This window comes from Thioalkalivibrio denitrificans (assembly GCF_002000365.1).
GTDB lineage: Bacteria > Pseudomonadota > Gammaproteobacteria > Ectothiorhodospirales > Ectothiorhodospiraceae > Thioalkalivibrio_A > Thioalkalivibrio_A denitrificans.
In genome coordinates this window covers 17,781-41,474 of sequence record NZ_MVBK01000042.1, presented here as the reverse complement: position 1 = coordinate 41,474, position 23,694 = coordinate 17,781, and the positions used below count along the sequence as shown (strand labels likewise).

General features: G+C 66.3%; 28 protein-coding genes and 1 tRNA gene. 8 read left to right on the top strand and 21 right to left on the bottom strand.

Annotated elements, in window-relative coordinates:
• Positions 1 to 12 precede the first annotated feature (12 nt).
• From rpoZ to B1C78_RS07590, 18 genes are all read right to left on the bottom strand, one after another.
• Positions 13 to 273 carry a DNA-directed RNA polymerase subunit omega gene (gene rpoZ / locus B1C78_RS07675; protein ID WP_077278573.1) on the bottom strand — a complete coding sequence of 87 codons (261 nt, stop codon included), beginning with the start codon at positions 271 to 273 and terminating at the stop codon, positions 13 to 15.
• 40 nt (positions 274 to 313) lie between these two features.
• Complete coding sequence (gene gmk, locus B1C78_RS07670; RefSeq protein WP_077278572.1) at positions 314 to 946, bottom strand: guanylate kinase; 633 nt, start codon at positions 944 to 946, stop codon at positions 314 to 316.
• Between the two features lie 169 nt (positions 947 to 1,115).
• On the bottom strand, positions 1,116 to 1,688 hold the full coding sequence (locus B1C78_RS07665; protein ID WP_425443964.1) for an SgcJ/EcaC family oxidoreductase: 573 nt from the start codon (positions 1,686 to 1,688) through the stop codon (positions 1,116 to 1,118).
• A gap of 67 nt (positions 1,689 to 1,755) precedes the next feature.
• Entirely contained in the window at positions 1,756 to 4,077 is a 2,322-nt protein-coding gene (locus tag B1C78_RS07660) for a nitric oxide reductase activation protein NorD (protein WP_077278570.1), read from the bottom strand.
• Positions 4,078 to 4,115: 38 nt separating this feature from the next.
• Entirely contained in the window at positions 4,116 to 4,919 is an 804-nt protein-coding gene (locus tag B1C78_RS07655; protein WP_077278569.1) for a CbbQ/NirQ/NorQ/GpvN family protein, read from the bottom strand.
• A 75-nt stretch (positions 4,920 to 4,994) separates the two neighbouring features.
• Positions 4,995 to 5,222 carry a histone H1 protein gene (locus B1C78_RS07650; protein ID WP_077278568.1) on the bottom strand — a complete coding sequence of 76 codons (228 nt, stop codon included), beginning with the start codon at positions 5,220 to 5,222 and terminating at the stop codon, positions 4,995 to 4,997.
• Positions 5,219 to 5,857, bottom strand: a complete 639-nt coding sequence (parA, locus tag B1C78_RS07645) for a ParA family partition ATPase (protein WP_077278567.1) — start codon at positions 5,855 to 5,857, stop codon at positions 5,219 to 5,221. The genes B1C78_RS07650 and parA overlap by 4 nt, the downstream gene beginning before the upstream one ends.
• 39 nt (positions 5,858 to 5,896) lie before the next feature.
• The gene (locus tag B1C78_RS07640; protein ID WP_077278566.1) at positions 5,897 to 6,175 is read right to left on the bottom strand and encodes a 4a-hydroxytetrahydrobiopterin dehydratase; all 279 of its coding nucleotides are present in this window, start codon (positions 6,173 to 6,175) and stop codon (positions 5,897 to 5,899) included.
• Positions 6,168 to 6,614, bottom strand: coding sequence for a ferritin-like domain-containing protein (locus B1C78_RS07635; protein WP_077278565.1), 447 nt, complete (start codon positions 6,612 to 6,614; stop codon positions 6,168 to 6,170). Before B1C78_RS07635 ends, B1C78_RS07640 begins: the two co-directional genes overlap by 8 nt.
• A gap of 12 nt (positions 6,615 to 6,626) precedes the next feature.
• On the bottom strand, positions 6,627 to 6,971 hold the full coding sequence (gene csoS1 / locus B1C78_RS07630) for an alpha-carboxysome major shell protein CsoS1 (RefSeq protein ID WP_077278564.1): 345 nt from the start codon (positions 6,969 to 6,971) through the stop codon (positions 6,627 to 6,629).
• An 80-nt stretch (positions 6,972 to 7,051) separates the two neighbouring features.
• Positions 7,052 to 7,345 carry an alpha-carboxysome major shell protein CsoS1 gene (gene csoS1, locus B1C78_RS07625; RefSeq protein ID WP_077278563.1) on the bottom strand — a complete coding sequence of 98 codons (294 nt, stop codon included), beginning with the start codon at positions 7,343 to 7,345 and terminating at the stop codon, positions 7,052 to 7,054.
• 30 nt (positions 7,346 to 7,375) lie between these two features.
• Positions 7,376 to 7,675, bottom strand: a complete 300-nt coding sequence (gene csoS1 / locus B1C78_RS07620) for an alpha-carboxysome major shell protein CsoS1 (protein ID WP_077278562.1) — start codon at positions 7,673 to 7,675, stop codon at positions 7,376 to 7,378.
• Between the two features lie 41 nt (positions 7,676 to 7,716).
• Positions 7,717 to 8,049 carry a carboxysome peptide B gene (locus B1C78_RS07615; RefSeq protein WP_077278561.1) on the bottom strand — a complete coding sequence of 111 codons (333 nt, stop codon included), beginning with the start codon at positions 8,047 to 8,049 and terminating at the stop codon, positions 7,717 to 7,719.
• A 3-nt stretch (positions 8,050 to 8,052) separates the two neighbouring features.
• The gene (csoS4, locus tag B1C78_RS07610) at positions 8,053 to 8,304 is read right to left on the bottom strand and encodes an alpha-carboxysome shell vertex protein CsoS4 (protein ID WP_077278560.1); all 252 of its coding nucleotides are present in this window, start codon (positions 8,302 to 8,304) and stop codon (positions 8,053 to 8,055) included.
• A gap of 24 nt (positions 8,305 to 8,328) precedes the next feature.
• The gene (locus tag B1C78_RS07605; RefSeq protein WP_077278559.1) at positions 8,329 to 9,882 is read right to left on the bottom strand and encodes a carboxysome shell carbonic anhydrase; all 1,554 of its coding nucleotides are present in this window, start codon (positions 9,880 to 9,882) and stop codon (positions 8,329 to 8,331) included.
• Between the two features lie 32 nt (positions 9,883 to 9,914).
• The gene (locus tag B1C78_RS07600) at positions 9,915 to 12,803 is read right to left on the bottom strand and encodes an alpha-carboxysome scaffolding protein CsoS2 (RefSeq protein WP_077278582.1); all 2,889 of its coding nucleotides are present in this window, start codon (positions 12,801 to 12,803) and stop codon (positions 9,915 to 9,917) included.
• Between the two features lie 143 nt (positions 12,804 to 12,946).
• Complete coding sequence (locus B1C78_RS07595) at positions 12,947 to 13,279, bottom strand: ribulose bisphosphate carboxylase small subunit (protein WP_077278558.1); 333 nt, start codon at positions 13,277 to 13,279, stop codon at positions 12,947 to 12,949.
• Between the two features lie 67 nt (positions 13,280 to 13,346).
• Positions 13,347 to 14,768 (bottom strand): form I ribulose bisphosphate carboxylase large subunit, encoded by a 1,422-nt coding sequence (locus B1C78_RS07590; RefSeq protein WP_077278557.1) that lies wholly within the window; start codon positions 14,766 to 14,768, stop codon positions 13,347 to 13,349.
• Positions 14,769 to 15,117: 349 nt separating this feature from the next.
• On the opposite strand from B1C78_RS07590, the gene B1C78_RS07585 reads away from it, so the two are divergent.
• Both B1C78_RS07585 and B1C78_RS07580 read left to right on the top strand, forming a co-directional pair.
• The gene (locus B1C78_RS07585; protein ID WP_077278581.1) at positions 15,118 to 16,071 is read left to right on the top strand and encodes a LysR family transcriptional regulator; all 954 of its coding nucleotides are present in this window, start codon (positions 15,118 to 15,120) and stop codon (positions 16,069 to 16,071) included.
• A gap of 616 nt (positions 16,072 to 16,687) precedes the next feature.
• Positions 16,688 to 17,224, top strand: coding sequence for a thioredoxin fold domain-containing protein (locus tag B1C78_RS07580; RefSeq protein ID WP_077278556.1), 537 nt, complete (start codon positions 16,688 to 16,690; stop codon positions 17,222 to 17,224).
• 190 nt (positions 17,225 to 17,414) lie between these two features.
• Here B1C78_RS07580 and B1C78_RS07575 read toward each other — a convergent pair.
• Together B1C78_RS07575 and ispB are read right to left on the bottom strand one after the other, a co-directional pair.
• A tRNA-Pro gene (locus B1C78_RS07575) sits at positions 17,415 to 17,491 on the bottom strand.
• Between the two features lie 96 nt (positions 17,492 to 17,587).
• Positions 17,588 to 18,556 carry an octaprenyl diphosphate synthase gene (ispB, locus tag B1C78_RS07570; protein WP_077278555.1) on the bottom strand — a complete coding sequence of 323 codons (969 nt, stop codon included), beginning with the start codon at positions 18,554 to 18,556 and terminating at the stop codon, positions 17,588 to 17,590.
• 156 nt (positions 18,557 to 18,712) lie between these two features.
• Between ispB and rplU the strand changes: the two genes are divergently transcribed.
• The 4 genes from rplU (at position 18,713) to proB (ending at position 21,609) form a co-directional block, all read left to right on the top strand.
• A complete protein-coding gene (gene rplU / locus B1C78_RS07565; RefSeq protein ID WP_077278554.1) occupies positions 18,713 to 19,024 on the top strand; it encodes a 50S ribosomal protein L21 in 312 nt (103 codons plus the stop codon).
• Between the two features lie 20 nt (positions 19,025 to 19,044).
• Positions 19,045 to 19,302 carry a 50S ribosomal protein L27 gene (gene rpmA, locus B1C78_RS07560; RefSeq protein WP_077278553.1) on the top strand — a complete coding sequence of 86 codons (258 nt, stop codon included), beginning with the start codon at positions 19,045 to 19,047 and terminating at the stop codon, positions 19,300 to 19,302.
• A 167-nt stretch (positions 19,303 to 19,469) separates the two neighbouring features.
• On the top strand, positions 19,470 to 20,510 hold the full coding sequence (cgtA, locus tag B1C78_RS07555; protein WP_077278552.1) for an Obg family GTPase CgtA: 1,041 nt from the start codon (positions 19,470 to 19,472) through the stop codon (positions 20,508 to 20,510).
• On the top strand, positions 20,482 to 21,609 hold the full coding sequence (gene proB / locus B1C78_RS07550) for a glutamate 5-kinase (protein WP_077278551.1): 1,128 nt from the start codon (positions 20,482 to 20,484) through the stop codon (positions 21,607 to 21,609). The genes cgtA and proB overlap by 29 nt, the downstream gene beginning before the upstream one ends.
• A gap of 156 nt (positions 21,610 to 21,765) precedes the next feature.
• Here proB and rpsT read toward each other — a convergent pair whose 3' ends face one another.
• A complete protein-coding gene (rpsT, locus tag B1C78_RS07545; RefSeq protein WP_077278550.1) occupies positions 21,766 to 22,026 on the bottom strand; it encodes a 30S ribosomal protein S20 in 261 nt (86 codons plus the stop codon).
• Positions 22,027 to 22,259: 233 nt separating this feature from the next.
• Between rpsT and B1C78_RS07540 the strand changes: the two genes are divergently transcribed.
• Positions 22,260 to 22,805 carry a DsrE family protein gene (locus tag B1C78_RS07540; protein WP_077278549.1) on the top strand — a complete coding sequence of 182 codons (546 nt, stop codon included), beginning with the start codon at positions 22,260 to 22,262 and terminating at the stop codon, positions 22,803 to 22,805.
• Positions 22,806 to 22,982: 177 nt separating this feature from the next.
• Positions 22,983 to 23,528, top strand: coding sequence for a DsrE family protein (locus tag B1C78_RS07535; RefSeq protein ID WP_077278548.1), 546 nt, complete (start codon positions 22,983 to 22,985; stop codon positions 23,526 to 23,528).
• Positions 23,529 to 23,694: the final 166 nt, after the last annotated feature.

Genomic DNA, 23,694 nt, shown 5'->3' with positions numbered 1-23,694 from the left:
GCGCGCATGCCTTCAGAGCTCCGCGCGCACCTCGTCCTCGGTGATCTCCGACGCCACCGCGTGCTCCTCCGCGACCACCTCGTCCAGCACCTGCGGACCCACCAGGCCTTCCGCCACTTCGCGCAGGGCGATGACCGTGGGCTTGTCGTTCTCGGTGGGTACATGGGGCTCGTGGCCCATGGACAACTGGCGCGCGCGCTTGGCGGCCACCAGCACGAGCTGGAAGCGGTTGTCCACGTTTTCCAGGCAGTCTTCGACGGTAATGCGTGCCATGTTTCCATTTACTCCAAAAAATTCGCTCGAACTCAGTATTTTAGGCCTTACGGCCCCCGGAAGCCAGCAGGTTCTCGAGGAGTCTCCGGTGACGCTCCAGCTGGGGCCTCAGCCTGAGTCGGTTGGCCTGGAAGATGGACTGCAGTTCTCCCAAAGCCGTGTCGAAGTCGTCGTTGACCACCAGGTAGTCGTATTCCACGTGGTGCTCGATCTCTTTGACCGCTTCACCCAGGCGTCGTTCGATGACCTCGTCCGAGTCCTGGCCGCGGCCGCGCAGGCGCGCCTCCAGGGTTTCAGGGGAGGGCGGGACGATGAAGATGGACTGGCAGCCCGGCATGAGCCGGCGCACCTGCTGCGCCCCCTGCCAGTCGATCTCCAGGATTACGTCCTTGCCCGCATCCAGCTGGGCCTGCACGGCGGCCCGGGAGGTGCCGTAGTAGTTGTCGAAGACCCGGGCATGCTCCAGGAACGCCCCGTCCTCGATCATGGCCAGGAAGGTCTCGGCGTCGGTGAAGTGGTAATGCACGCCGTCCTGCTCACCCGGGCGCGGTGGTCGGGTGGTATGGGATACGGACAGGGCCAGATCCGACCGCACCTCCAGGAGCTTTGCCACCAGGCTGGTCTTGCCCGCACCGGAAGGGGCCGAAACGATGTAGAGGGTTCCCTTGCTCACCGATGGCACTCCAGGTTCAGTGTTCGCACGGCACGGGTTGACCATCATACAGGCCGCCCCGAACCCGTGTCATGGACAGCCGGCGTGTCGTTTCTCTCGAATCAAGGTGTTCGCCCCTCTTTCCCCTTCCCACTGCTTGCTTCCAAATTCCCAATTCCCACATCAAGACTCAGTCCGGCATCTTCGACGAGTGGTGGTGCACGATCAGCCACTCCCCGTCACGATTCTCGTAGACGAAGGTATAGCGGGCGGGCACCTCCAGGATCTGGCCGTTGTCCTCGACGCGGAAGGTGTAGATGCCCGCATCGGTGATCTTGTTGCAGCCGAACTTGACGTTGCGCTGGTTGATGGTGCCCCGGGGCTTTTTCTCCAGGAAATGCACGAAGTAGTCGCGGATCTCGGCATGGCTGGTGCGCGGGATGTTGGATACCGTGGGCAACAGCACGGCGTCCTCGGCGTAACAGGCGGTCACGCGGTCCGGATCCCCGCTCTTGAGCGCATCGTTCCAGCGGTCGAACAGGTCCTCCGCGAGACGCTGGGTCGTGGGGGCACAGACGACGCAGGCCTCATCCGGGGGCGTGTCGATCCCCTCGGCTTCGACGCCGCGAAAAGTGCCGGTGACCGGATGCGCATGGCCGCGAAACGACGCGCTCATGCTCAGTCGGCTGCCGCGCACGGCGTCCGCGTCGATGAAGCGGGTCCCGCTGATCCGGGGCCGGCTCGTGGAAGAACCCTTGGTCACCATAGTGTGCTCCGTGATGTCTCTCCGCCAACCTGCATGTTTCGCAAGGGATAGCGGACCTGGAAAGCTATCGTGTCAGGCCCGCATACAGCATGGGCAGACGGTCCGGCAGCCGCTCGACGTTGTCGATGACGGCAAAGTTGCGGGCGCCGAAGATGCGCTCCACGTATTCGTCGGCATGGGGGTCCAGGCTGATGCAGAACGTGAACACCCCATGCCTGGCCACCTCCTCGACCGCGCGCTTGGCGTCTAAGCGCAGGTACTGGGGATCGCGCACGTCGGTGTCCGCCGGCTCGCCGTCGGTGAGCAGCAGCAGGAGCTTCTTGTGGGTGGGCTGGCGTTTGAGGATCTCTCCGGCGTGGCGGATGGCCGTGCCCATGCGCGTGGACATCTGCCCGGTCATGCCCGCCAGCCGCGCCTTGACCTTGTCGTCGTAGGGCGCGTCGAAATCCTTGAAGCGGAAATACTCCACGTCGTGGCGACCGTCCGAGTCGAACCCGTGGATGGCGAACGGATCGCCGATCTTCGACAGCGCCCCGGCCAGCAACGCGGTGGACTCGCGCGCCAGGTCCAGCACGCGCGTCTCGCTCCCGCCCACCGTTTCGTTGGTGGATTCGGAAAGGTCGATGAGCAGCAGTACAGACAGATCGCGCACCTTGCGGATGTTGCGGATGAACACGCGCGGGTCCGGCTGCTCGCCCAGGCGCAGATCCACCATGGCGTGAACCAGGGCGTTGACGTCCAGTTCGTCGCCGTCCGGCTGCTTGCGCATGCGAATGAGCCCCTGGGGCTGCATGGCCTCGATCAGGTACTTGAGCCGCGCAATCAGGGGGCGGTGCTTGTCGGCAAGGTCCTCGATGAGAGACAGGTCGCCGGCGGGCGGGCGGCGTTCCAGCAGGGTGCACCAGTGCGGTCGCTCCAGCTGCATCTGGTAGTCCCACTCGTGGTAATGAAACGGCAGGGAGATGGGCGGCTTGCCCTCCTGCTCATTGAGACTGGTCTCCTCCGAGTCGCGGAAGAACTCGGTGGAGAGCACCCAGATCTCCTCGGCGTCGTCGCCCGCGCCGGGCACGTCCAGTTCATTGATCATCTCCATCAGGCTCACGTGGCGGCGCTGATGACGTGTCTCGCCCAGGCGCACCACCTCGCCCGATTCGTCCTCTCGCCCGAAGTCCCAGATGTAGCGATTGTCGTCCCGGTAGACGATGTCCGCCTGATCCTGGGCCGGGTTGAAGCTGCCGAGCAGGGGGAAGGTGGACGCCAGTTCCTGACCCAGCTCCCATGCCAGCAGCGGCTGCTCCAGGTTGTCGGCGCGGGCCTCGAAGGCCTCCAGCGCACGGGTCACGAACGGGTGGTCATCGCGGTAGTCGGGATCCAGCAGGGCGCGGGCGGTACGCGCCAGCAGCACCGCCGGCTCGTCTCCGTCATCGGGCGTGGCGCGGTGCAGGGGCAGCCAGATCTGGCGCAGGCCGGGAAACGCGCGCACCGCCAGGGTCTCGACGCGGGCGTCCTCGAACAGGCCCACCAGCGCGCCGGCCACGCCCCTGGGCTCCGCCTCCGGGAGCATCTCCCGTGTGTACACCATGTGCGCCGCGGCATGGGCGGCGGCAGCACGATAGAGGTCCAGGCCCGTGAGTCCGTCCATGTCGTCGTAGGCATCGGGCAGGTAGAGGGTGTAGCCCTCGATGTAGGGCCGGTAGCCCTCACGGGACTCGAAGTCACCACTGGTGGGACGCATGAAGAAGTCCCGTGCCCACAGGGCGCGCAGGTAGATGTTGATGCGCCGCTGCACGTCCACGAACAGGGTGCCGCGACGTTCCTTCTGGAACACCGACAGCGACTCCGGGGACTGCAGGCCGAAGTAGGCCACCTGGGCCTCAGGGTCCGTGCGATGGGCCTGCGCGCCCCACATGGCCCAGCGACGCAGGCCGCCCAGGGTCAGGTGGGTAAGCAGTTCGTCCAGACGCTCGAGCATGGGGCGCACGCCCCTGGGCACCTGGCTGAGCAGGTTGTCCAGCAACCGCAGGTAGCCGTTGAACAGCGAGCGATCGCCCAAGCGCCGGGCCGCCACCGGGGCGGTGGAGACCAGCAGGGTGATCACCGCGACACTGGTCTTGGAGTAGAGCCTGATGGCCGCGCTCAGGAGATCCTGCACGGCGTCCTCGCCCAGTTCGCGGGCAACGTCCGGCGCCTCCTGGATGAAGGCCACCACCAGTTCACTGCCGCGGCTCAGGGAGTGCAGGGCCTGGGCGCCTTCCAGGTAATAGGCCTTCAGCCCGTGACTGCTGAAGGCGCGCGCCGCTTCCTGCCATGAGGCCTCCATGACCTCGGCCGCATGGGGCCCGAGATCCTCGAGAAGCTCGCGGTAATCTTCGAGATGGATGCTCATGGCGGAGACTGCATGGCCGCGCTTCGCGGCGGCACCGGTCAGAAGAACGTCGTGACCGCGGCGTCCAGGGCGTCGCGCATGTCGGGGTCGTCCGTGATGGGACGCACCAGGGCCATGCGGCAGGCGGCCAGCGGCGCGACACCCTTGTGGATCAACGAACCGGCGTACACCAGCATGCGCGTGGAGATGCCCTCGTCCAGACCGTGACCCTTGAGGTTGCGGGCACGCTCGGCCACGCTCACCAGCTTGCCGGCGATGTCGGCGCTCACCCCGGTCTCGTGAGAGACAATCTCGGTTTCCAGGTCATGGGCCGGGTAGTTGAAGTCCAGCGCCCCGAAACGCTGCTTGGTGGACTGCTTGAGGTCCTTCATCAGGCTCTGGTAGCCCGGGTTGTAGGAGATCACTACCTGGAAGTCTTCGTGGGCATGCACCAGCTCACCCTTGCGCTCCAGGGGCAGCACGCGGCGATTGTCGGTCAGCGGATGGATCACCACCGTGGTGTCCTGGCGCGCCTCGACCACCTCGTCCAGATAGCAGATGGCCCCGAAGCGGGCGGCCAGCGCGAGAGGGCCGTCCTGCCAGCGGGTCCCCTCGGCATCCAGCAGGAAACGCCCCACCAGGTCGGATGCGGTCATGTCCTCGTTGCAGGCCACGGTGATCAGCGGCTTGCCCAGACGCCAGGCCATGTACTCCACGAATCGGGTCTTGCCGCAGCCGGTGGGGCCCTTGAGCATCATGGGCATACGCACCGAGTAGGCGGCCTCGTAGAGTTCCACCTCGTCGCCGACGGGCCGGTAATACGGCTCCTCGTGGATCAGGTAGTCGCGCAGCTCATCGTTCATGACAACAACTCTCCCGGGGATCGCCCCGTTTCGGCGGCGGTCCCGTCCTCTTTACCGTGAATGGCCAAACGGGCCTCAGTCGGGCCAGACGCGCCGCGGATGCAGATCCGCCCACGGGTCATCGCCGGTGTTGGGCGGCACCTGGTTGGCGTCGTCCGCAGCGGGTGCCGGCGCCTTGGCCGGGGCGGGCGTCTTGGGAGCCGGCCTGGACTTGGCCGCCTCGGCCTTGCCCGCCTTGGGTTCGTCCTGCTGCTTCCTCGCCTCGCGTACGCCGGCGGCCAGCTTGCTCTGGATGTCGCTCATGACTCGAACACCTCTTCAATGATGGATTCCACTTCGGCGGCCGCCGCCTCGCCGGGCTTGCCCAGGTCATAGACCGAGCAGCCTTCGAGCGCGGCGCGCCGATACGCCGCCCGGCGCCGCAGGCTGCTGTCCAGCGCCGGAATGTCGATCTCCGTCAGCGCGTGGCGCATGGCCCGGGACAGCGCGTTGCGCACCTCCAGCTGGTTGACCACGATGAACGCCCGCAGCCCGGGGTTCTCATCGCGGGCGTCCTCCAGCCCGCGCGACATGCGCACGCTGCCCCACAGATCCACCGGTGACGGCAGCACGGGGATGAGCACCACGTCGGCCACCGACATGGCGGCCCCGGCGGAGGCCCTGTCCATGGTGGGGGGGCAATCCACCACCACGTAGTCGTAGTCGCGCCGGATGCGCCCCACCTCGCGGTCCAGGGGCCCGGCCACCGAGATCACCGAGGCGGGAAAGGGGCGGCGATCGTCCGCCATGCGCACCCAGTGCCCGGCGGAGCCCTGCGGGTCGGCGTCCACCACCAGGGAACGCGCGCGGCGCGCAAGCCCGGCGGCCAGGTTCATGGTCAGGGTGGTCTTGCCCGTGCCACCCTTCTGATTGATGACCGCAACCACCTTCGACGACATGCCCGCTCCCCGCTTCAAGGCGCCCTCGACCAGGCGGCGCTAACCCTTTTCCGAGTAAAGCCTGTCTATCTCCAGCGCGAAGGCGACGTCCGTCTCTTCCAGCCGCTCACCATTGCGCGCGTCAATGGTGATGTTCACATACGTGGTGCCGAAACTGATGTTGGGGTGATAGCCCTCGCCCTCGGACAGCTCGGCCACCCGGTCCAGGAAATCGCGCGTCTGGCCGTAGCCCTCGAAGCTGTAGCGCTTGTTGAGCTGCGCCGCCTTGCCGCGCCCCGGATCCCAACCCTCCGGCACCACCAGATCCGAGTCAGCCACGGCTGCGGCTCCTGTTGTCCATCGCCGCCAGCCGGGCATCGATCTCGCGCACGTGCTCGAGTTCATCATTGAGGATGCGCTCAAACAGCTGCGCATCGTCCTCGGCCCGACGCCGCCGGCAATAGGTCATGGCCTCCTCGTACAGCCTGACCGCATCCAGCTCCAGCTCCCGGTCGTGCAGGAGCAGATCCGCCAGGGACCGGCCCAGGCGTACCGGCGCCAGATGGGTGCCACCCGGGGTGGCGCCATGAAACAGCATGCGCGTCAGCAGCATGTCGGCATGCCCCATCTCCTCGTCCGCATCCTTGCGAAAACCTGCACTCTCGGACTCCAGACCCCACAGGGCGGTCAGCCTCGCCTGGGCGAGATACTGCTGGGCCGCGGAGAACTCATGGGAGATCGCCCGCCCCAGGAATCCGATGATGCGCGAATCGGCCATGGATGCGCGTCCTTAGCTGGCCGGCACTACCGCGCCGTCACGGCCGTCACAGGCGCCGCTGTCGCTGGGGCTCGTGGGCAGAATGCCCTCCACCTCGGTATGTACGCGGGCAATGATGTGCGCGGCCACCAGGCCGTCACCCACGCGCTCGCAGGCATCGGCACCGGCACGCACGGCCGCGTTCACCGCGCCCGTCTCGCCGCGCACCAGCACGGTCACGTAACCACCGCCCACGAACTGGCGCCCGATCAGACGCACCTCGGAGGCCTTGGTCATGGCATCGGCTGCTTCAATCGCCGGCACCAGACCGCGGGTCTCGATCATCCCGAGGGCCACACCGGTCACTTCGTTAGCCATCTCAGTCTCCTTGCTTCAGACCCCTGCCGCCGGGCTTGTTACCGCGGCGGCAATTACGGGTTCCATACCGCGATTGCCGCTTACGGCTTCTCGGGCAGGATCGCTTCCACCTCGGAATGCACGCGGGCAATGATGTGCGCGGCCACCAGGCCGTCACCCACGCGCTCGCAGGCATCAGCGCCGGCACGCACGGCCGCGTTCACCGCGCCCGTCTCACCGCGCACCAGCACGGTGACGTAACCACCGCCCACGAACTGACGACCAATCAGCCGCACTTCGGAGGCCTTGGTCATGGCATCCGCCGCTTCGATCGCGGGAACCAGACCACGGGTCTCGATCATGCCGAGGGCCACACCAAATCGTTCATTCGCCATTGTCTTAACTCCTAGTCAAGGTTTGTTGACTTACTTTTCCACGCGCTCGGGCAGGATGCTTTCCACCTCGGAATGCACGCGGGCAATGATGTGCGCAGCCACCAGGCCATCACCCACGCGCTCGCAGGCGTCAGCGCCGGCACGCACGGCCGCGTTCACCGCACCCGTCTCGCCGCGCACCAGCACGGTCACGTAGCCGCCGCCCACGAACTGGCGCCCGATCAGACGCACCTCGGAGGCCTTGGTCATGGCATCGGCTGCTTCAATCGCCGGCACCAGACCGCGGGTCTCGATCATCCCAAGGGCCACTCCAAAACGTTCACTTGCCATCTCTCTTCTCCTGGATTTACGGGTTCAGATTCCAATCATGCTCACGCCACGTTTCTGGAGGTGGCCGAGCCGCTTGCTTCGTTGCCTTCACCACCCGATTCCCTTCCGGTGGCCTGTTTACTGCCGTCATCACCGTCCCAGTGATCGATGATGCCGCCGATGGTGAGATCGGTGGCGATGCGAAAATCACCTGTCGCGTAGCGCGCCGCCGAGCCGCTCACGGTGAACACCCAGTTGCCCGGGTGTGCGCCCACCGGATCCACCGCGACGTTGAGCCTGCCCTTGTGGTCCGCGAGCACGCGCAGCGAGGCGGTGTACAGCCCCGGCACGCGCCGGGTGCAGACCAGCTCGTCGACCACGCGCATGATCTCCACCGGTTACTCCTCCTCCCAGTAGTCGATGATGCCGACGATGGTGGCGTCACTCGGGTACTCCTTGCTGCCGGCGGCTTCACGCGCGGCCGAGCTGCCCACCACGATCACCCAGTCGCCCGGCACGCAACCCACCGCGTCCACGGCCACCGTGGGCGGGCCGCTGCCCTTTTCGCGCACCACCAGCAGCGGACGATGGCCCAGGTCCCTGATCCTGTTCGTCGACACCAGCGTCTTTTCAACCTTGCAGATCTTCATGCGTTCGCCCTGTGACCTTGCGGTTCAACCTTCCAGCAGTTCGAGCTGGCTGCCACTCTGCTTGTCACGGATCACCATGTGACATCCGATCAGACCCTTTTCGGCCAGCTCCCGGTAGCGATCCATGATCGCCGCCTTCACCCGCCGCGCATGGGCCTCTGCGCGATCCCGGGCTCCCGGGACGTTCCGGTTGTAGCGGTAATGCACCACCACCGGTATGGGCAGACCGTGCGAGATGTTCAGCGAGCCGAATATCTTGCGCACCGCCACGTCCATGTTCTTGCCGTCCTCCTCCATGGTCTGCATCTGCGTGAAGTACGCGAAGTTGCGTACCTGCATCTCGGAGATGTGATCACCCACGATGATCACCCGCTCCTGATGCTCCACGTCGGCGTAGCGTCCACCGTGGTAGCGCGCCACGTAATCGAGCTGCGAGATGTTGTTCAGCAGCAGTCTCGTCACGAGTCGCAGCATCCCTTCGTGCGGCGCACCGTTGCCCTTGCCCCAGCCCTGGGTGTGGATCGCCTCCTGTATCGCCTCGTACACCCGCAGCGACGCCGTCTGGGCATCCAGCTCGCGCGTCTCGCGGTACAGCTCGCCGCAGTCCACGAAGCGGTACAGGCTCATGCGCGTATCCGCATCGGGCACGTGCACCTTGATGGCGTCCGTGTCCGTGTCCACGCCGATCAGCAATGTATCCACCGACGCGCCGCAGCAGTACGTGTTCTCGATCGCCTGGCGGAACGCCCTGAGCTGCAGGAGCGCCGCCTCGGCCGCGTCGCGTTCGTTGCAGCCATGGGCCGCGCATCCCTGTTCATTCGGCGCCGAGCTGCTGAAGTGGTACACAGCAATCTTCAGGTAGCGGCTCGGCACGTCCGGCGTCGTCGGCACACCCTCCCTGAAGCGGATCAGCTCGCGCCTCGTCCAGTGCTGCACGTCGCTCTCGATGTCGAACAGCGCACCGGCATAACTCTTCACACGCACGGCCAGGGCGGGCAGACGCAGAATGAAACGTCGCAGGCCCAGCAGGCGTCCATCCGAACAGGGCGTGATGTCCACTTCATGGAAATCGCAGTCCAGGAAGTAGGCGACGGCCCGTTGCGCATCGGCGATCAGGTCGTCGCGGCCCCGCCAGTGTTCGTTGACCACCTGGTCGAACATCTCGAACATGCCGTGCAGGTACAGCGCGCGGGTGTCCAGACCGTTGATCCAGGCATCCGCCACAACTTCTTCCGGCAGCCGGTAACCCAGCGCCTCTTGCGTGATCTTCTGTGCACGCAGCTCGAAATCCGGTTCGTGCTGCAGCGAGTGCACCTCCTTGAGCACCGGCACCAGACGCGCGAATCGCTCCCGGAACCCCCGCTCGTATTCGTACAACGCCGTGTTGGCGTCCTGGTCCGCCAGGGGATGACCCGGCAGGAAAGGCGCCTGGGCGCTGGACGCCGCCGATGCAGGGGCGGACTCGCCTTCCACCTGCGCCTGCTGTTCCCTGTCGTCCTCCTCGGGCCGTCCGACGCCCATCTCCCTGGGTGCCTTGTAGCGGCTCCCCAGGGGGGTCTTGTCACGATGTCGCAGCATTCACGTCCGCACGGCCCGCGGCCGCCTTCATCCTAGCCACGCGCACCCCCGGAGAGCGTCACCAGGGAACCCTTGCTGGTGTTCCCGGAACTGCCGGTGATCCTGCTCTCGGGCACCTCGGGCCGTTCCATGCCGCGATACGTCACGGCACTGCGGCCCTCGCCGCGTGGCTCGCCGCGCTGGGTGGCGTTACGGCGCACCGAGAAACCCTCGGTCCCCGTCACGCTGCTGCCCCGGGCCCAGTGATCACCGGTGATGGTCACGCCGCTTTCGCTGCCGTTGCCGGTGATCCGGCTGGCGGCAGGCGGTGCCTCGGGCTGGGCGGGCACGGCCTGACCTGGGGCCGCGGCGCCTTCGCTGTAACGGAACTCGGGAGTGCCCGAGATCAGGCCCGCAGCCTTGTTGATGGGGCCGGTGACCGTGCCGTTGGCGCCGTAGGCGGTTCCCGTCACCCGGCGGTCGCGCCGCTCCCAGGCCTCACGGGCCGGAGACACGACGCTGAACCGGCTGTTGGGCGCAGGCTCGAAACCCTGCGGCGCCGCCTGTGCCGGCTGCCCTTCCGGACGCAGGCGCGGATGCAGGTCCGCCGCACCGCCCATGTGGCAGGTCTGCGCGAAGTCGTCAGCGCCCACGTAGGGGGCACCGGAGACCGGCTGGCAGGCGCCGCGCTCGGTGCCCGTCACCTGCGGGTCGTAGCCCGGCTGGCTGCCCGTGACCGGCATGCCCGGCGTGGAATGGCGCTGCGCCACCCGTTCCTGGGCCGCCCCCGTATCGGGCGCCTCGCAGAAGTCCTGGTACTGGTCAGGACCGATATACGCGGTGCCGGTGACAGGCTTGCATGCGCCGTACTCGTCGCCGGTCACCCTGGCGCTGCGGCCCACGGCGCTGCCGGAGACCGCCTGCTGGTTCCAGGTCCGACCCACGGTCACCTTCTCGGGCGAGGGATCGGGGCGGCTGGCGCAGAAGGCGTCGTAGTGCTCGGAACCCACGTACTCGGTACCGGTGATGGGCTTGCAGCCGCCGTACTCGTCACCGGTCACCCTGAAGGACCCGCCCACCACGGTACCGGACACCTCGCGCCCCTTGAGCGTGTGCATCACGCCCACCTTGGGCACGCCGCCGGCGGCGGGTGCCTCACAGGCCGCTGCGAAATCGTCCTGGTTGTAATAGGGCGTGCCGGTCAGGCGTGCGCAGGAGCCGGGCTCGTCACCCGTGACGCGCTCGCTGCGGCCCACCGCCGTGCCGGTCACCGCAAGCCCCTGGGGCGTGCTCAACCGCGACACCTTCTCGGGGCCGGGCGCCGGACGCGTGCCGCACCCGGAGACGTACTGCTCGGCGCCGATGTACTCGGTACCGGTGACCGACTTGCAGCTGCCGGGTTCGTCACCGGTCACCTTCACGGAGCGGCCCACTTCCGTGCCGGTCAGTTCACGCCCGCGCAGGGTGTGCATGACCCCCACCTTCAGGGGGCCGCTTTCAGACTTTCCCATGCCGGGCACCTCGCTGGCGGCTTCGCTGACATAGTCCGTACCCGTGATCGGGCGACCGGAGCCGGCCTCGTCGCCGGTCACCCTGACGCTCCTGCCCACGGCGGTGCCGGACACCGACTCGCCACCGCGGGTCGGCATGGCGCTGGTCTTGCGCGGGCCCGGCTGCGGGCCCGTGGCGCAGAATTCCGCGTATTGCTCCGCACCGATGTACTCGGTGCCGGTCACGGGCTTGCAGCTGCCGTACTCGTCGCCGGTGACTCTCACCGAACGGCCCACCTCCGTGCCGGTCACGCCCTGACCGCGCAGGGTGTGGGTGACGCTCACTTTCGGCGCATTGGCCTCCGGCCGCGTCCGGCAGAAACGCTCGTACTGCTCGGCACCCGTGTACTCGGTGCCCGTGATGGTCCGGCAGCTGCCGGACTCGATACCCGTCACCCGCGCGGAACGGTCCACTTGGGTGCCGGAGACGCGCTGGCCGGCCAGGGTGGTGCCTTCCTCCACCTTCACCGGCCCGGTCTGGGGGCGCATGCGTCCGCAAGGACGCCCCTTCTCGTCTGTACCACGCCCGATGGCACACAGCTCCTCGCGACGTTGCCGGGCGATCTCGCGCCCCGACAACCCCTGCTTCTGCGCACCCTTCCAGGAACGCTGCCGGGGCAGCGTGCCCTGGGACAGGCCGCCGCCCGTGAGCGGCTGGCGCAGGGCCTTCTTGCCGCGCCCGGCGAGCGCCTGGCGGCGCGCCATGCACAGGGCGCGCACGGAGGACATCATCGGACCCGGGGATTCGGCGTCGTCAGCGGACTCGGCCGCCTCGCACACGGCGTCGAGACCCGCCTCCACGGCAGCCTCCTCCACCGTGGGCTGTGCCTCCTCCCGCTTCTTGCCCTTGCACCCGCAACCGCAGCCCTCCTTCTTCATCTCACCCGTCTCCGACGCGCGGGGCACGTTGTCCACGGGGGCCTCGGGCCGCTGCTCCGAGGGTGCCCGGCGCACCGGGGAAGGCTGGACGTTGAGGGCCTGCTTGCCGCCCTGGGACAGGGCCTGGCGACGCAGCCGGCAGATCTCCCGCCCGCTCATCTCGGAACAGTCCACGTCCATGGACGCCGCCAACGCCTCCAGTGTCGAGGCCTTGCCGGAACCGCCACGCACCATGCCAAGCCCGGCCTTGCCGTTGCGGGTCATGGCCTGACGCCGCGCCAGCGACGCCTGGCGTCCTCTGGACGGCCCGGGATTGGTCCCGGAGTCGGGCGAGCGGGCGGCGGCAGGCGCCGGAGCAGCCGTCTGCCTCGGTCTTGAGGACGAGGCCACCGCGGGGGTCCTGGCCGTCGACTGCGCCGGGGCGGACCTGGAAGTCGCGCCACGCGACGCCGTGCGGCTGCCGCTGCGAGCGGCCGCCTGCGGGTTCACGCCGGCCTTGCCGCCCTGCGACATGGCCTTGCGGCGCTCCAGCGCGATTTCGCGGCCCCGGCTGGAGCCGGCTGTCGAATCACTCATGGCACATCCTTCCTGATAGGCGTCTGCTGTTTATGGCTGCGAACGGGGCCGGACCGGCAGGGTCCGGCCCGCATCGGCAATCAACGACCGCGATACACCACGAAGGCCATACCCTGGCTCTGGGCATAGTTGTCATAGGCCACGAAGCGCACCATCTGGTTCGGGTATTCGCGGTGGCAGGCCTCGATCTCGGCCAGCACGGTATCCACGGACTGCTCGCCGAACATGGGCAGCTTCCACATGTACCAGTAGTGGCCGAAGGCGTTCTCCTTCTCGCTGTGCTCCACCGCCGGGTTCCAGCCCTGGGCGATGCAGTAGGCGATCTGGCGACGCACCTGGTCGGCATTCATCTCCGGCAGGTAGGAGAAGGTTTCGAACTTGGGCGTCTGCTTGTAGCTCTGAATGTCGGACATGTCGGTATCCCTTTAATCTGGTTCTCAAGTCGCGGGCGGCAGGCAAATACCGCCCGCGCAGCGACGATTACTTGTGCGCAACGTCCAGCTTGTCGGTGGTCTCGAACTCGAACTTGATCTCTTTCCAGGTGTCCATGGCGATCTTGAGTTCGGGGCTGTGCGCGGCGGCGGCGGTGAGGATCTCCTTGCCTTCGCGCTCCACTTCGCGGCCTTCGTTGCGGGCCTGCACGCAGGCCTCCAGGGCGACACGGTTGGCGTGGGCGCCGGCCGCGTTGCCCCAGGGATGGCCCAGGGTGCCGCCGCCGAACTGCAGCACGGAGTCGTCGCCGAAGATGGTGACCAGGGCGGGCATGTGCCACACATGGATACCGCCGGAGGCGACGGCGAACACGCCGGGCATGGAACCCCAGTCCTGGTCGAAGAAGATGCCGCGGCTGCGGTCTTCCGGGATGAACTGTTCACGCAGCAGGTCGATCCAGCCCAGGGTCGCGGCGCGGTCGCCTTCCAGCTTGCCCACCACGGTGCCGGTGTGCAGGTGGTCGCCGCCGGACAGGCGCAGGATCTTGGCCAGCACGCGGAAGTGGATACCGTGCTTGGGATGACGGTCGATCACGGCGTGCATGGCGCGGTGGATGTGCAGCAGCATGCCGTTGTCACGGCACCAGTTGGCCAGACCCGTGTTGGCGCAGAAGCCGCCGGTGATGTAGTCGTGCATGATGATCGGCGCGCCGATCTCCTTGGCGTATTCGGCACGCTTGTACATCTCTTCCGGGGTGGGCGCGGTCACGTTCAGGTAGTGACCCTTGCGCTCGCCGGTCTCCGCCTCGGCCTTGTGGATGGCCTCCATGACGAAGTCGAAACGCTGGCGCCAGCGCATGAACGGCTGGGAGTTGACGTTCTCGTCGTCCTTGGTGAAGTCCAGACCGCCGCGCAGACACTCGTACACCGCGCGGCCGTAGTTCTTGGCGGACAGGCCGAGCTTGGGCTTGATGGTGCAGCCCAGCAGGGGACGGCCGTACTTGTTCATCACGTCGCGCTCGACCTGGATGCCCAGCGGCGGACCGCCGCAGGTCTTCACGTAGGCGATGGGGAAGCGCACGTCCTCCAGGCGCAGCATGCGCACGGCCTTGAAGCCGAACACGTTGCCCACCAGGGAGGTGAACACGTTCACCATGGAGCCTTCCTCGAACAGGTCGATGGGATAGGCGATGAAGGCGTAGAAGGACTCGTCGTCACCGGGCACGTCCTCGATGCGGTAGGCGCGGCCCTTGTAGTAGTCCAGGTCGGTGAGCAGGTCGGTCCACACCGTGGTCCAGGTGCCGGTGGAGGATTCGGCGGCCACGGCGGCGGCAGCCTCCTCGCGGTCCACGCCGGGCTGGGGCGTGATCTTGAAGCAGGCCAGAATGTCGGTATCGAGCGGGACATACTCGGGCATCCAGTACGTATGCCGGTATTCCTTCACGCCAGCGCTGTATTTCTTGGCGGCCATGTGCGACTCCTTAGATATATTGAGGATCGAAAACCACGCCTGAGGCCCGCACCGGGCGAGACCGCAAGCCATTTTGGATTTGGACTGCTGGCATCCTAGAGGAAAGGCCAGCATAATTAACAATCAATTCTTGTGATTATTACGATAAGTGATCAGTTATGATCTGGCGGGGGCGGATCGAGGCTTCCGGCCGGCCAGATCGACAGTTCCGGTCTTCGCGGCCCCAAAAGGGGCTGCGGGATGCACCGGCCCGGGCAGATACCCGGCGCGGTGTGCTCGTCACTGAAAGTGCTCTTTCACCCCAGGCGGCAGGCCCGCCGCGGAACCGTCCAGATTGGTGGGGATCGTCATGATGAACTTTACCTTTCGGCAACTCAAGGCCTTTGAGGCCGTGGCCCGCAACCTGAGCTTCACCCGGGCCTCCCAGGAGCTGCACCTCACCCAGCCCGCCGTCTCCATGCAGATCAAGCAGCTGGAGGAGCATGCCGGGCTGCCCCTGTTCGAGCAGGTGGGAAAACGCATCTTTCTGACCGAGGCCGGGCGGGAGATGTACCACTACACCATGGCCATCTCGGCCCAGCTGTCGGAGCTGGAGATGGTGCTGGACGAGATGAAGGGCTTCAGCCGCGGGCGGCTCACCATCGCGGTGGCCAGCACGGCCAACTACTTCGTGCCGCGCCTGATCGCCGGCTTCTGCGAACGCCACAGCAGCGTCTCGGTGACGCTGGAGGTGACCAACCGCGAAACCCTGCTGAGCCTCCTGGAGGCCAACGCCATGGACCTGGCCATCATGGGCCAGCCGCCCGGCAAGGATCTGGTGTCCCACCCCTTCATGGAGAACCCCCTGGTGATGATTGCGCCGCCGGATCACCCCCTGACACGGGAGCGCAACATCCCCCTGGAGCGTCTGCGCACCGAGCCGTTCATCATGCGGGAACAGGGCTCCGGCACCCGGGGCGCCACGGAACGCTTCTTCGAAAAGCACGGCGAGCAGGTGGTGCCGGCCCAGATCATGCACAGCAGCGAGGCCATCAAGCAGGCGGTGGAGGCGGGGCTGGGGCTGGGGGTGTTGTCGGTGCACACCCTGGAGATGGAACTGGCGCTCGGCCGACTGGCGGTCCTGGACGTGGCCGGATTCCCCATTCGCCGGCAGTGGTACGTGGTCTATCCCCAGGGCAAGCGGTTCTCCCGGGTGGGGCAGGGATTTCTGGATTTCATGCTCTCGGAGGCGCCGGCGCTGCTTACGGTGCCCTCGGCCCCGGGCCCCACGGGAAAGCCTGCCAGGGAAGCAAAAAAGGCCTGACCGCAAACCGGTCAGGCCCTTCGCAGGCCGATCTGGTCCGAGTGAAAGGATTCGGACCCTAGCCCGCATATCTCACCGGGATCGCGGGAGCAGGCAAAGGATTCGCGTTTGTAGGCGCCGCTCTGGAGCGAAACCCATAGCCGTAGCTATGGGTTGAGTGAAGAGCAAGCATACGGACGCGAAGACGAGCCTGAACCGCGATCCCGGTGAGATATGTGGGCTAGACCCGCGCCTCCCGAAACCTGACCGGGACTTGTTGATTCGGGAGGCAACACACGATAAAGCCGATTCACGGCCTTGGCGGCCAGGTCGAACGCCCACAACCTGTGGGGACACCTGCAGCGCCATGAAGACGCGGTGCTATACTTCGCCGGAGATCCCCGCGCGCACCTGACCAAACAGGGCCGAGCGCGATTCGTGCATAAGCAAGGTCACGCAGACAGTCTCAGGCTGCTTCAGGACCGGGCAACTGCCGAGGCCTGCTGCCGCGTCTCCGCCCAATTCCACTCCATGACCGCCAGGAAGACGGCCCTCTCGGGGCAGATTTGCGACAAGGGGGGGGGCGAGTGGTTACGCCCGAGTAATGAATCGAGGAGAGACAACAACCGTGAAAAAAATGCGGGCGCATACTCACAGCCTCGTCTATCTGCTGGCCGCTTGGGCACTGACGCTTGGGGCCTTGGCGCAGGCAGCGGGTGCACCCCCCGAGAAGGTCAAAGAGCGTGTCGGCGCCATCGACGACTCCGAGCTGATCGTCTACGAACCCGAGGGTGACGTGACGCATTCGGTAGTCGTCTTCACGGATGTCAATTGCACCCACTGCCGCCTGTTGCACTTCAGGATGGATGAGTATCTCGAGAAAGGCATTCGGGTGAAGTACGCGGCCTTCCCCGTTCATGGCAATTCCAGACGCCTGATGGAGGCGGTCTGGTGTCGGGAGGATCGCAAGGCGGCCATGGACGAGGCCAAGCGGAGTGTGAAGCTGGAGGCCGCAGATTGCGAGACCCCCGTGATGAATCACCTGGACATTGCCCTGGAGCTGAGTTTGTATGGGACACCGGCGATTGTGACCACGGAAGGGCGGGTCTTGTATGGCTATCTGCCCGGGGTAGAAGTGCTGAACGTGCTCGATGACAGTCCGGCGAAGGAATGACCTGGCCCATTGCCTTCAACCCTCGCCATCGAAGGACCAACCCGCGGCCATCGCGAACACGAAAACCAGGCCTGACAAGGCATGGAACACTAACCCATATCTCACCGGTCGGTGAGATATGGGTAGGAGCCTGCGACCTGAAATAAAAAGCCGCCCACTGTTTCCGGCAGGCGGCTTCTTACATCGTTTTTGGTCGGAGTGAAAGGATTCGAACCTTCGACCCCTGCCTCCCGAAGGCAGTGCTCTACCAGGCTGAGCTACACTCCGAAGAACTGCGCAAGATACAAGATACAAGTGTAAAGATACAAGAGAAAAGCGTCGGCGGCGTACGGTGCCGTCGCGGAGACCGTGCGTCGGCCGCCGTTAGAATCCCCGGTTGACCGAGAACCTCGCCAGGGCGACCAGCGCCTCCCGCTCGGGGGACTCCGGAAGCACGGTCAGGCTGCCCTCGGCGCGGGCGGCCTCGGAGGCTGCCACCGAACGGGTGTAATCCAGCGACCCCGTGGATCGAATGATCTCCAGCACCCGCACGGCGTAGTCCCGGCCACCCTGCTCGATGGCTTCGCGGATCACGGCGGATTGCTCGGGGGCGCCCACGCGCATGGCGTGGATCAGGGGCAGCGTGGGCTTGCCCTCGGCCAGGTCGTCGCCCATGTTCTTGCCCATTTCCTGGGCAGACGCCCCATAGTCCAGCACGTCGTCGATGAGCTGAAACGCCGTGCCCAGGTGCATGCCGTAATCCGCCATGGAACGCTCCACCGCATCGGGCTGCCCGCCCAGCACGGCGCCGATGCGCCCCGCCGCCTCGAACAGCTTCGCGGTCTTGGAGCGGATCACCTCCATGTAGCGGTCCTCGGGGGTATCGGCATCGTGGCAGTTGAGCAACTGCAGCACCTCGCCCTCGGCGATGGTGTTGGTGGTGTGGGCCAGGATCTCCATGATGCGCATGGAGCCGATCTCCACCATCATCTCGAAGGCCCTGGAATAGAGGAAATCGCCCACCAGCACACTGGCCTCGTTGCCGAACAGGGCGTTGGCGGTCTCCCGGCCCCGGCGCAGTTCGGAGGCGTCCACCACGTCGTCGTGCAGCAGCGTGGCGGTATGAATGAACTCGATGATGGTGGCCAGATCCACCCGGCGGAGATCCGTGGCGCCGCAGGCGCGGGCCGACAGCAGGACCAGCAGGGGCCTCAGGCGCTTGCCGCCGCTGTTGACGATGTATTGGCCCAACTGGTTGATGAGCACCACGGAGGATTGCAGGCGCTCCCGGATACGGTCGTTGACCGCATCCATGTCGTCGGCGACAAAATCGCGTATCCGGTCAATATCCATGGGGGCGGGCGGGCGGCTGGGAACTGCGCATGCTAGGGACGGCCGCGTCCGGGTGTCAAGCTCGGGGGCTCCGGGGCGTTTGACCTGTGTCGCGCCCACCGGTATCATTCCGCTCCTTTGGATCCGCCAGACCCCCCTTTTTCCGGAGACATCAAGATGTACGCGGTGATTGCAACCGGTGGCAAACAGTATCGGGTCGCCCAGGGCGACGTGCTCCGCATCGAGAAGCTCGACGCCGAGGCGGGCGCCACCGTGGAATTCGACAACGTCCTGCTGGTCGGCAGCGGCGACGAGGTGAAGGTGGGCACTCCGCTGGTGGAAGGCGGCAAGGTCACGGCCACGGTCCGCACCCACGGGCGCGGCGAGAAGATCTCCATCATCAAGTTCCGGCGCCGCAAGCACCATCGCAAGCAGATGGGCCACCGCCAGGATTTCACGGAAGTCGAGATCACCGGTATCTCCGGCTGAACGCTCAGAGGTAACACGAGATGGCACACAAGAAAGCAGGCGGCAGTACCCGTAACGGCCGCGATTCCGAAAGCAAGCGCCTGGGTGTCAAGCGCTTCGGCGGCCAGAACGTGCTCGCCGGCAACATCCTGGTCCGCCAGCGGGGCACCCGTTTCCACGCGGGCGTCAACGTGGGCTGCGGCCGCGACCACACCCTGTTCGCCAAGGCCGACGGCACCGTGGTCTTCGAGACCAAGGGCCCCAGGAACAGGAAATACGTGAGTGTCGTGCAGGCCTGAGGTTTCCCGGCAGCACAGAGCTCACGCAAAGCCCCGACCCGTCGGGGCTTTTTGATTTTGAGCGGCGCCTTGCGCCGCAGATACAAGGGCAAAGATACAAGGTACAAGGGAAAACCCCTAAGATTGAAAACCTTGTACCTTTGCCCTTTACCCTTGTACCTGCCCCCATGAAATTCGTCGACGAAGCAACCATCAAGGTCAAGGCCGGGGACGGCGGCAATGGCTGCGTGAGCTTCCGTCGCGAGAAGTACATCCCCTTCGGCGGGCCGGACGGCGGAGACGGGGGCGACGGCGGCAGCGTGTTCCTGGTCGCCACCCACGACCTGAACACGCTGGCCGACTTCCGCTTCCAGCGCCACTTCGAGGCCGAGCGCGGCGAGAACGGCGCCGGGCGCAACATGACCGGGCGCTCCGGCTCGGACCTGGACATCCCGGTACCCGTGGGCACACTGGCCTATGATGCCGAGACCGGCGAACTGATCGGCGACCTGGTGGAGGACGGCCAGCGCCTGCTGGTGGCCCAGGGCGGTTTCCACGGGCTGGGCAACACCCGCTACAAGACCTCCACCAACCGCGCCCCGCGCCAGTCCAAGCCGGGCACGCCCGGCGAATTGCGCCAGCTGCGCCTGGAACTGAAGCTGCTGGCGGACGTGGGTCTGCTGGGCCTGCCCAACGCCGGCAAGTCGACGCTCATCAGCCAGGTCTCCGGTGCGCGCCCGAAGATCGCCGGCTATCCGTTCACCACCCTGCACCCGGGGCTGGGTGTGGTGCGCGTGGGGCCGCTGCAGAGTTTCGTCATGGCCGACATCCCGGGGCTGATCGAGGGTGCGGCGGAGGGTGCGGGACTGGGCATCCGGTTCCTCAAGCACCTGGCCCGCACGCGGCTGCTGCTGCACCTGGTGGACGTGGCACCGGCGGACCCCGCAGAGGATCCGGTCACTGCGGTGCACACCATCGAGGCGGAACTTGAACAGTTCAGCGACGAATTGTCCCGGCGCCCTCGCTGGCTGGTGCTCAACAAGATCGACCTGGTTGCGCCCGACGAGCGCGAGTCCTTCACCCGTGACCTGGTCGCACGGCTGGGCTGGGAGGGCCCCGTGTTCAGCATCTCCGCGGCCACGGGCGAGGGCTGCCAGACACTGATGCAGGCCATCATGCAGTATCTTGAGTCCCGAGAAGATGACACAGACGCGCAAACAACTGGGTGAGGCCCGCCGCTGGGTCGTGAAGATCGGCAGTGCCCTGCTTACCAACGAGGGACGCGGGCTCGACCTTGCCGCGCTCACCGGCTGGGCCGAACAGATCGCCCGCCTGCGCAGCACCGGGCGCGAGGTGGTGGTGGTGTCCTCCGGGGCCGTGGCCGAGGGCATGAGCCGCCTCGGCTGGACCGCCCGGCCCCATGCCCTGTACGAACTCCAGGCCGCGGCCGCCGTCGGGCAGATGGGCCTCGTGCAGGCCTACGAAAGCATCTTCCAGCGCCACGGACTGCGGGCGGCCCAGGTCCTGCTCACCCACGAGGACCTCTCAGACCGGCGCCGCTACCTGAACGCCCGCTCCACCCTGCGCACCCTGACGGGGCTCGGCGTGATCCCGGTGGTCAACGAGAACGACACCGTGGCCACCGACGAGATCCGCTTCGGGGACAACGACACGCTGGCCGCCCTGGTGGGCAACCTCACCGAGGCCCGGATCCTGGTCATCCTCACCGACCAGCAGGGTCTCTACGACCGCGATCCCCGCGCCCACGCCAACGCCGCACTGATCTCCGAGGGCCGGGCCACGGATCCGGATCTGCTCAAGCTCGCCGCCCCCACCTTCGGCCACCTGGGCCGCGGCGGCATGGCGACCAAGCTGCAGGCAGCGGCGCGCGCGGCACGCTCCGGCACCTACACCCTGATCGCCTCGGGCCGCGAGCCCCGGGTGCTGGAGCGCATTGCCGCCGGCGAACCACTGGGCACCCTGCTCTGCCCCGACCGCGAACCCATTGCCGCCCGCAAACAATGGATCGCCGGCCAGTTGGTTTCAAAGGGCGAACTGGTGCTGGATTCGGGTGCCGCGAGGGTGGTGCGGGAATCAGGCCGCAGCCTGTTGCCCGTGGGCGTCACCCACGTCAAGGGCAGCTTCTCGCGCGGCGACGTGGTCACCTGCCTGGACCCCGACGGCCGCCCCGTGGCCCGAGGCCTGGTGAATTACAGCGCCGACGAATCCCGCCGCATCATGCGCCACAAGGCCGATGAGATAGAGGGGATACTCGGGTATGTGGACGAGCCCGAGTTGATCCACCGCGACAACCTCGTCCTCCTGTAGGTCGGGCTTCAGCCCGACAGCGGCGCCTGTCGAGGCCGGCCGCGTCGGGCTGAAGCCCGACCTACAGGATCCCGAAATGCAAAAGGCCCGGCATATGCCGGGCCTTTCACTTGTATCTTGCCTCTTGAATCTTGTCTCTGCGCGCCCCCGGCGCGCTTAAAGCGCCTTGACGCGCGCATTCAGCCGGCTCTTGTGCCGGGCAGCCTTGTTCCTGTGGATCAGCCCCTTGGTGGCGGTGGTGTCGATCACCGGCTCCGCAGCCTTGAGCGCCTCGCGGGCAGCGTCCTTGTCGCCGGCCTGCACGGCCTTGAGCACCTTCTTGACGGCGGTACGGAAGCGGGAGCGCAGCGCCATGTTGTGCTGGCGATTCTTCTCGGCCTGGCGGGCGCGCTTGCGGGCAGATGCGATGTTTGCCAAGGTAATGCTCCTGAATGAATCCGGGGCTACGGCTGCTAAAGGGCGAGGATCATGCCCGATCGGGCCGGGCCTGTCAATGCCCGCCGGGGCCACGCAACGCTGTCGGGCGGGAACCCCGCCAAGACCCCCTTGGTCACAGGGATTACACGGCCACAGAACGAGAACAAGTCCACAGGACGCCCCTGCGGGACCGCCGCGCCTTCGGGGCGTCCGGAAACCCAAGGAGACCCGCCATGAATCGCTTCCGACCCCAAGTCCCCTTAAAGGCCCAGGCACAGGCGCGCACCCGCCGCCCCTGGCTGGTTTTCACCGCCCTGGTCGCCCTGGCCCTGGCCATGGGCTTCTCCGTGCCACAGGCCCGCGCCGACGTCGAGGCCAAGGTCGTCTACCACGCGGACTATGCCGACCCGCGCCGTTTCAGCGCCATGCTCACCAGCATCAACAACATGGTGACGCACTACCAGAACAATTTCATCGACTACGATGTGCGCATCGTGTTCGTTTCCCACGGCATCCGCTTCATCACGGATAACCCCCTGGAGGGCACGCCCTTCGCCGAGGACGAAGCCCTTGCCGAGGAACGTGACAACCTGCGCGGCCGGCTCATGAGCCTTGTGAACATGCACGGCGTGCGGCTCGAACTCTGCGACATCACACGCACTGCAGTCCAGCTGGCCAAGGAAGAGATGTACGAGGTCGTGGACTATGTCCCCTCCGGCGTTGTGCGCATCGCCCAGCTGCAGAACGAGGAAGGGTTCGCGTACCTGAAGATCGAATGAGCGTGAGGCGAGAGGGGTGAGGGGGTGGGCGCATGAAACCCCTCACGCCTTCTCTCGGGGTGAAGGGTAGCGGCCGTTTCCCTCCGCGCTTCCAAATCCTCCTTGTGCAGGATACCCTGTGTGCGCTTTTGGACAAGACCACACAGAACTTGCTGTTTATCAAGGAGGACCCACCGCATGTCGTTTTCCCCCATCGCCCGTGTATACGCCGCCGGCCCCAGCCTTCGCTTCAGCCGTGGCATTGCCCTGCTGTCCACGCTGCTTCTGGCGGCATGCCTGTCCCTCTGGCCCGCCGGCGACGCCCGCGCCTTCGGCGACGAGGCCAAGGTGGTCTACCACGTGGACTTCGCCAGCCCGGACAGGGTCAGCGCCATGATCACGAACATCTTCAACATGACCACGCACTACCAGAACGAACTGCGTGATTACGACGTTCGCGTCGTGTTCCTGGCCCACGGGATCCGCTTTGTCACCGACGAACCCATGGAAGGCACGCCGTTTGCCGCGGACGCCGAGCTGGAGGAGCGCCGCGAGAACCTTCGCAGCCGCCTGCTGGGCCTGGTGACCAACCAGGGCGTGAAGCTGGAACTGTGCGACATCACCCGCCAGGCCGTCGGCCTGACACCGGAACAGATCTACGAAGCGGTGGAACCCGTTCCCTCCGGCGTCGTGCGCATCGTCGAGCTGCAGGACGAGGGATTCCGTTACCTCAAGGTGGAATGACGTGATGTGTGAGGGGTGAGGGGTAAGGCGTAAGAGCCGACAGACTCTGTTCATCCTTCATCCTTCATCCTTCCCCACAAGGTGGTGGCCACCGGCACGTAAAACCCAGTAAAGTCCGGGTTTTCCTTGCTACCTGCCACTTGCCACTGCCTTGAAGAGCCGCTTG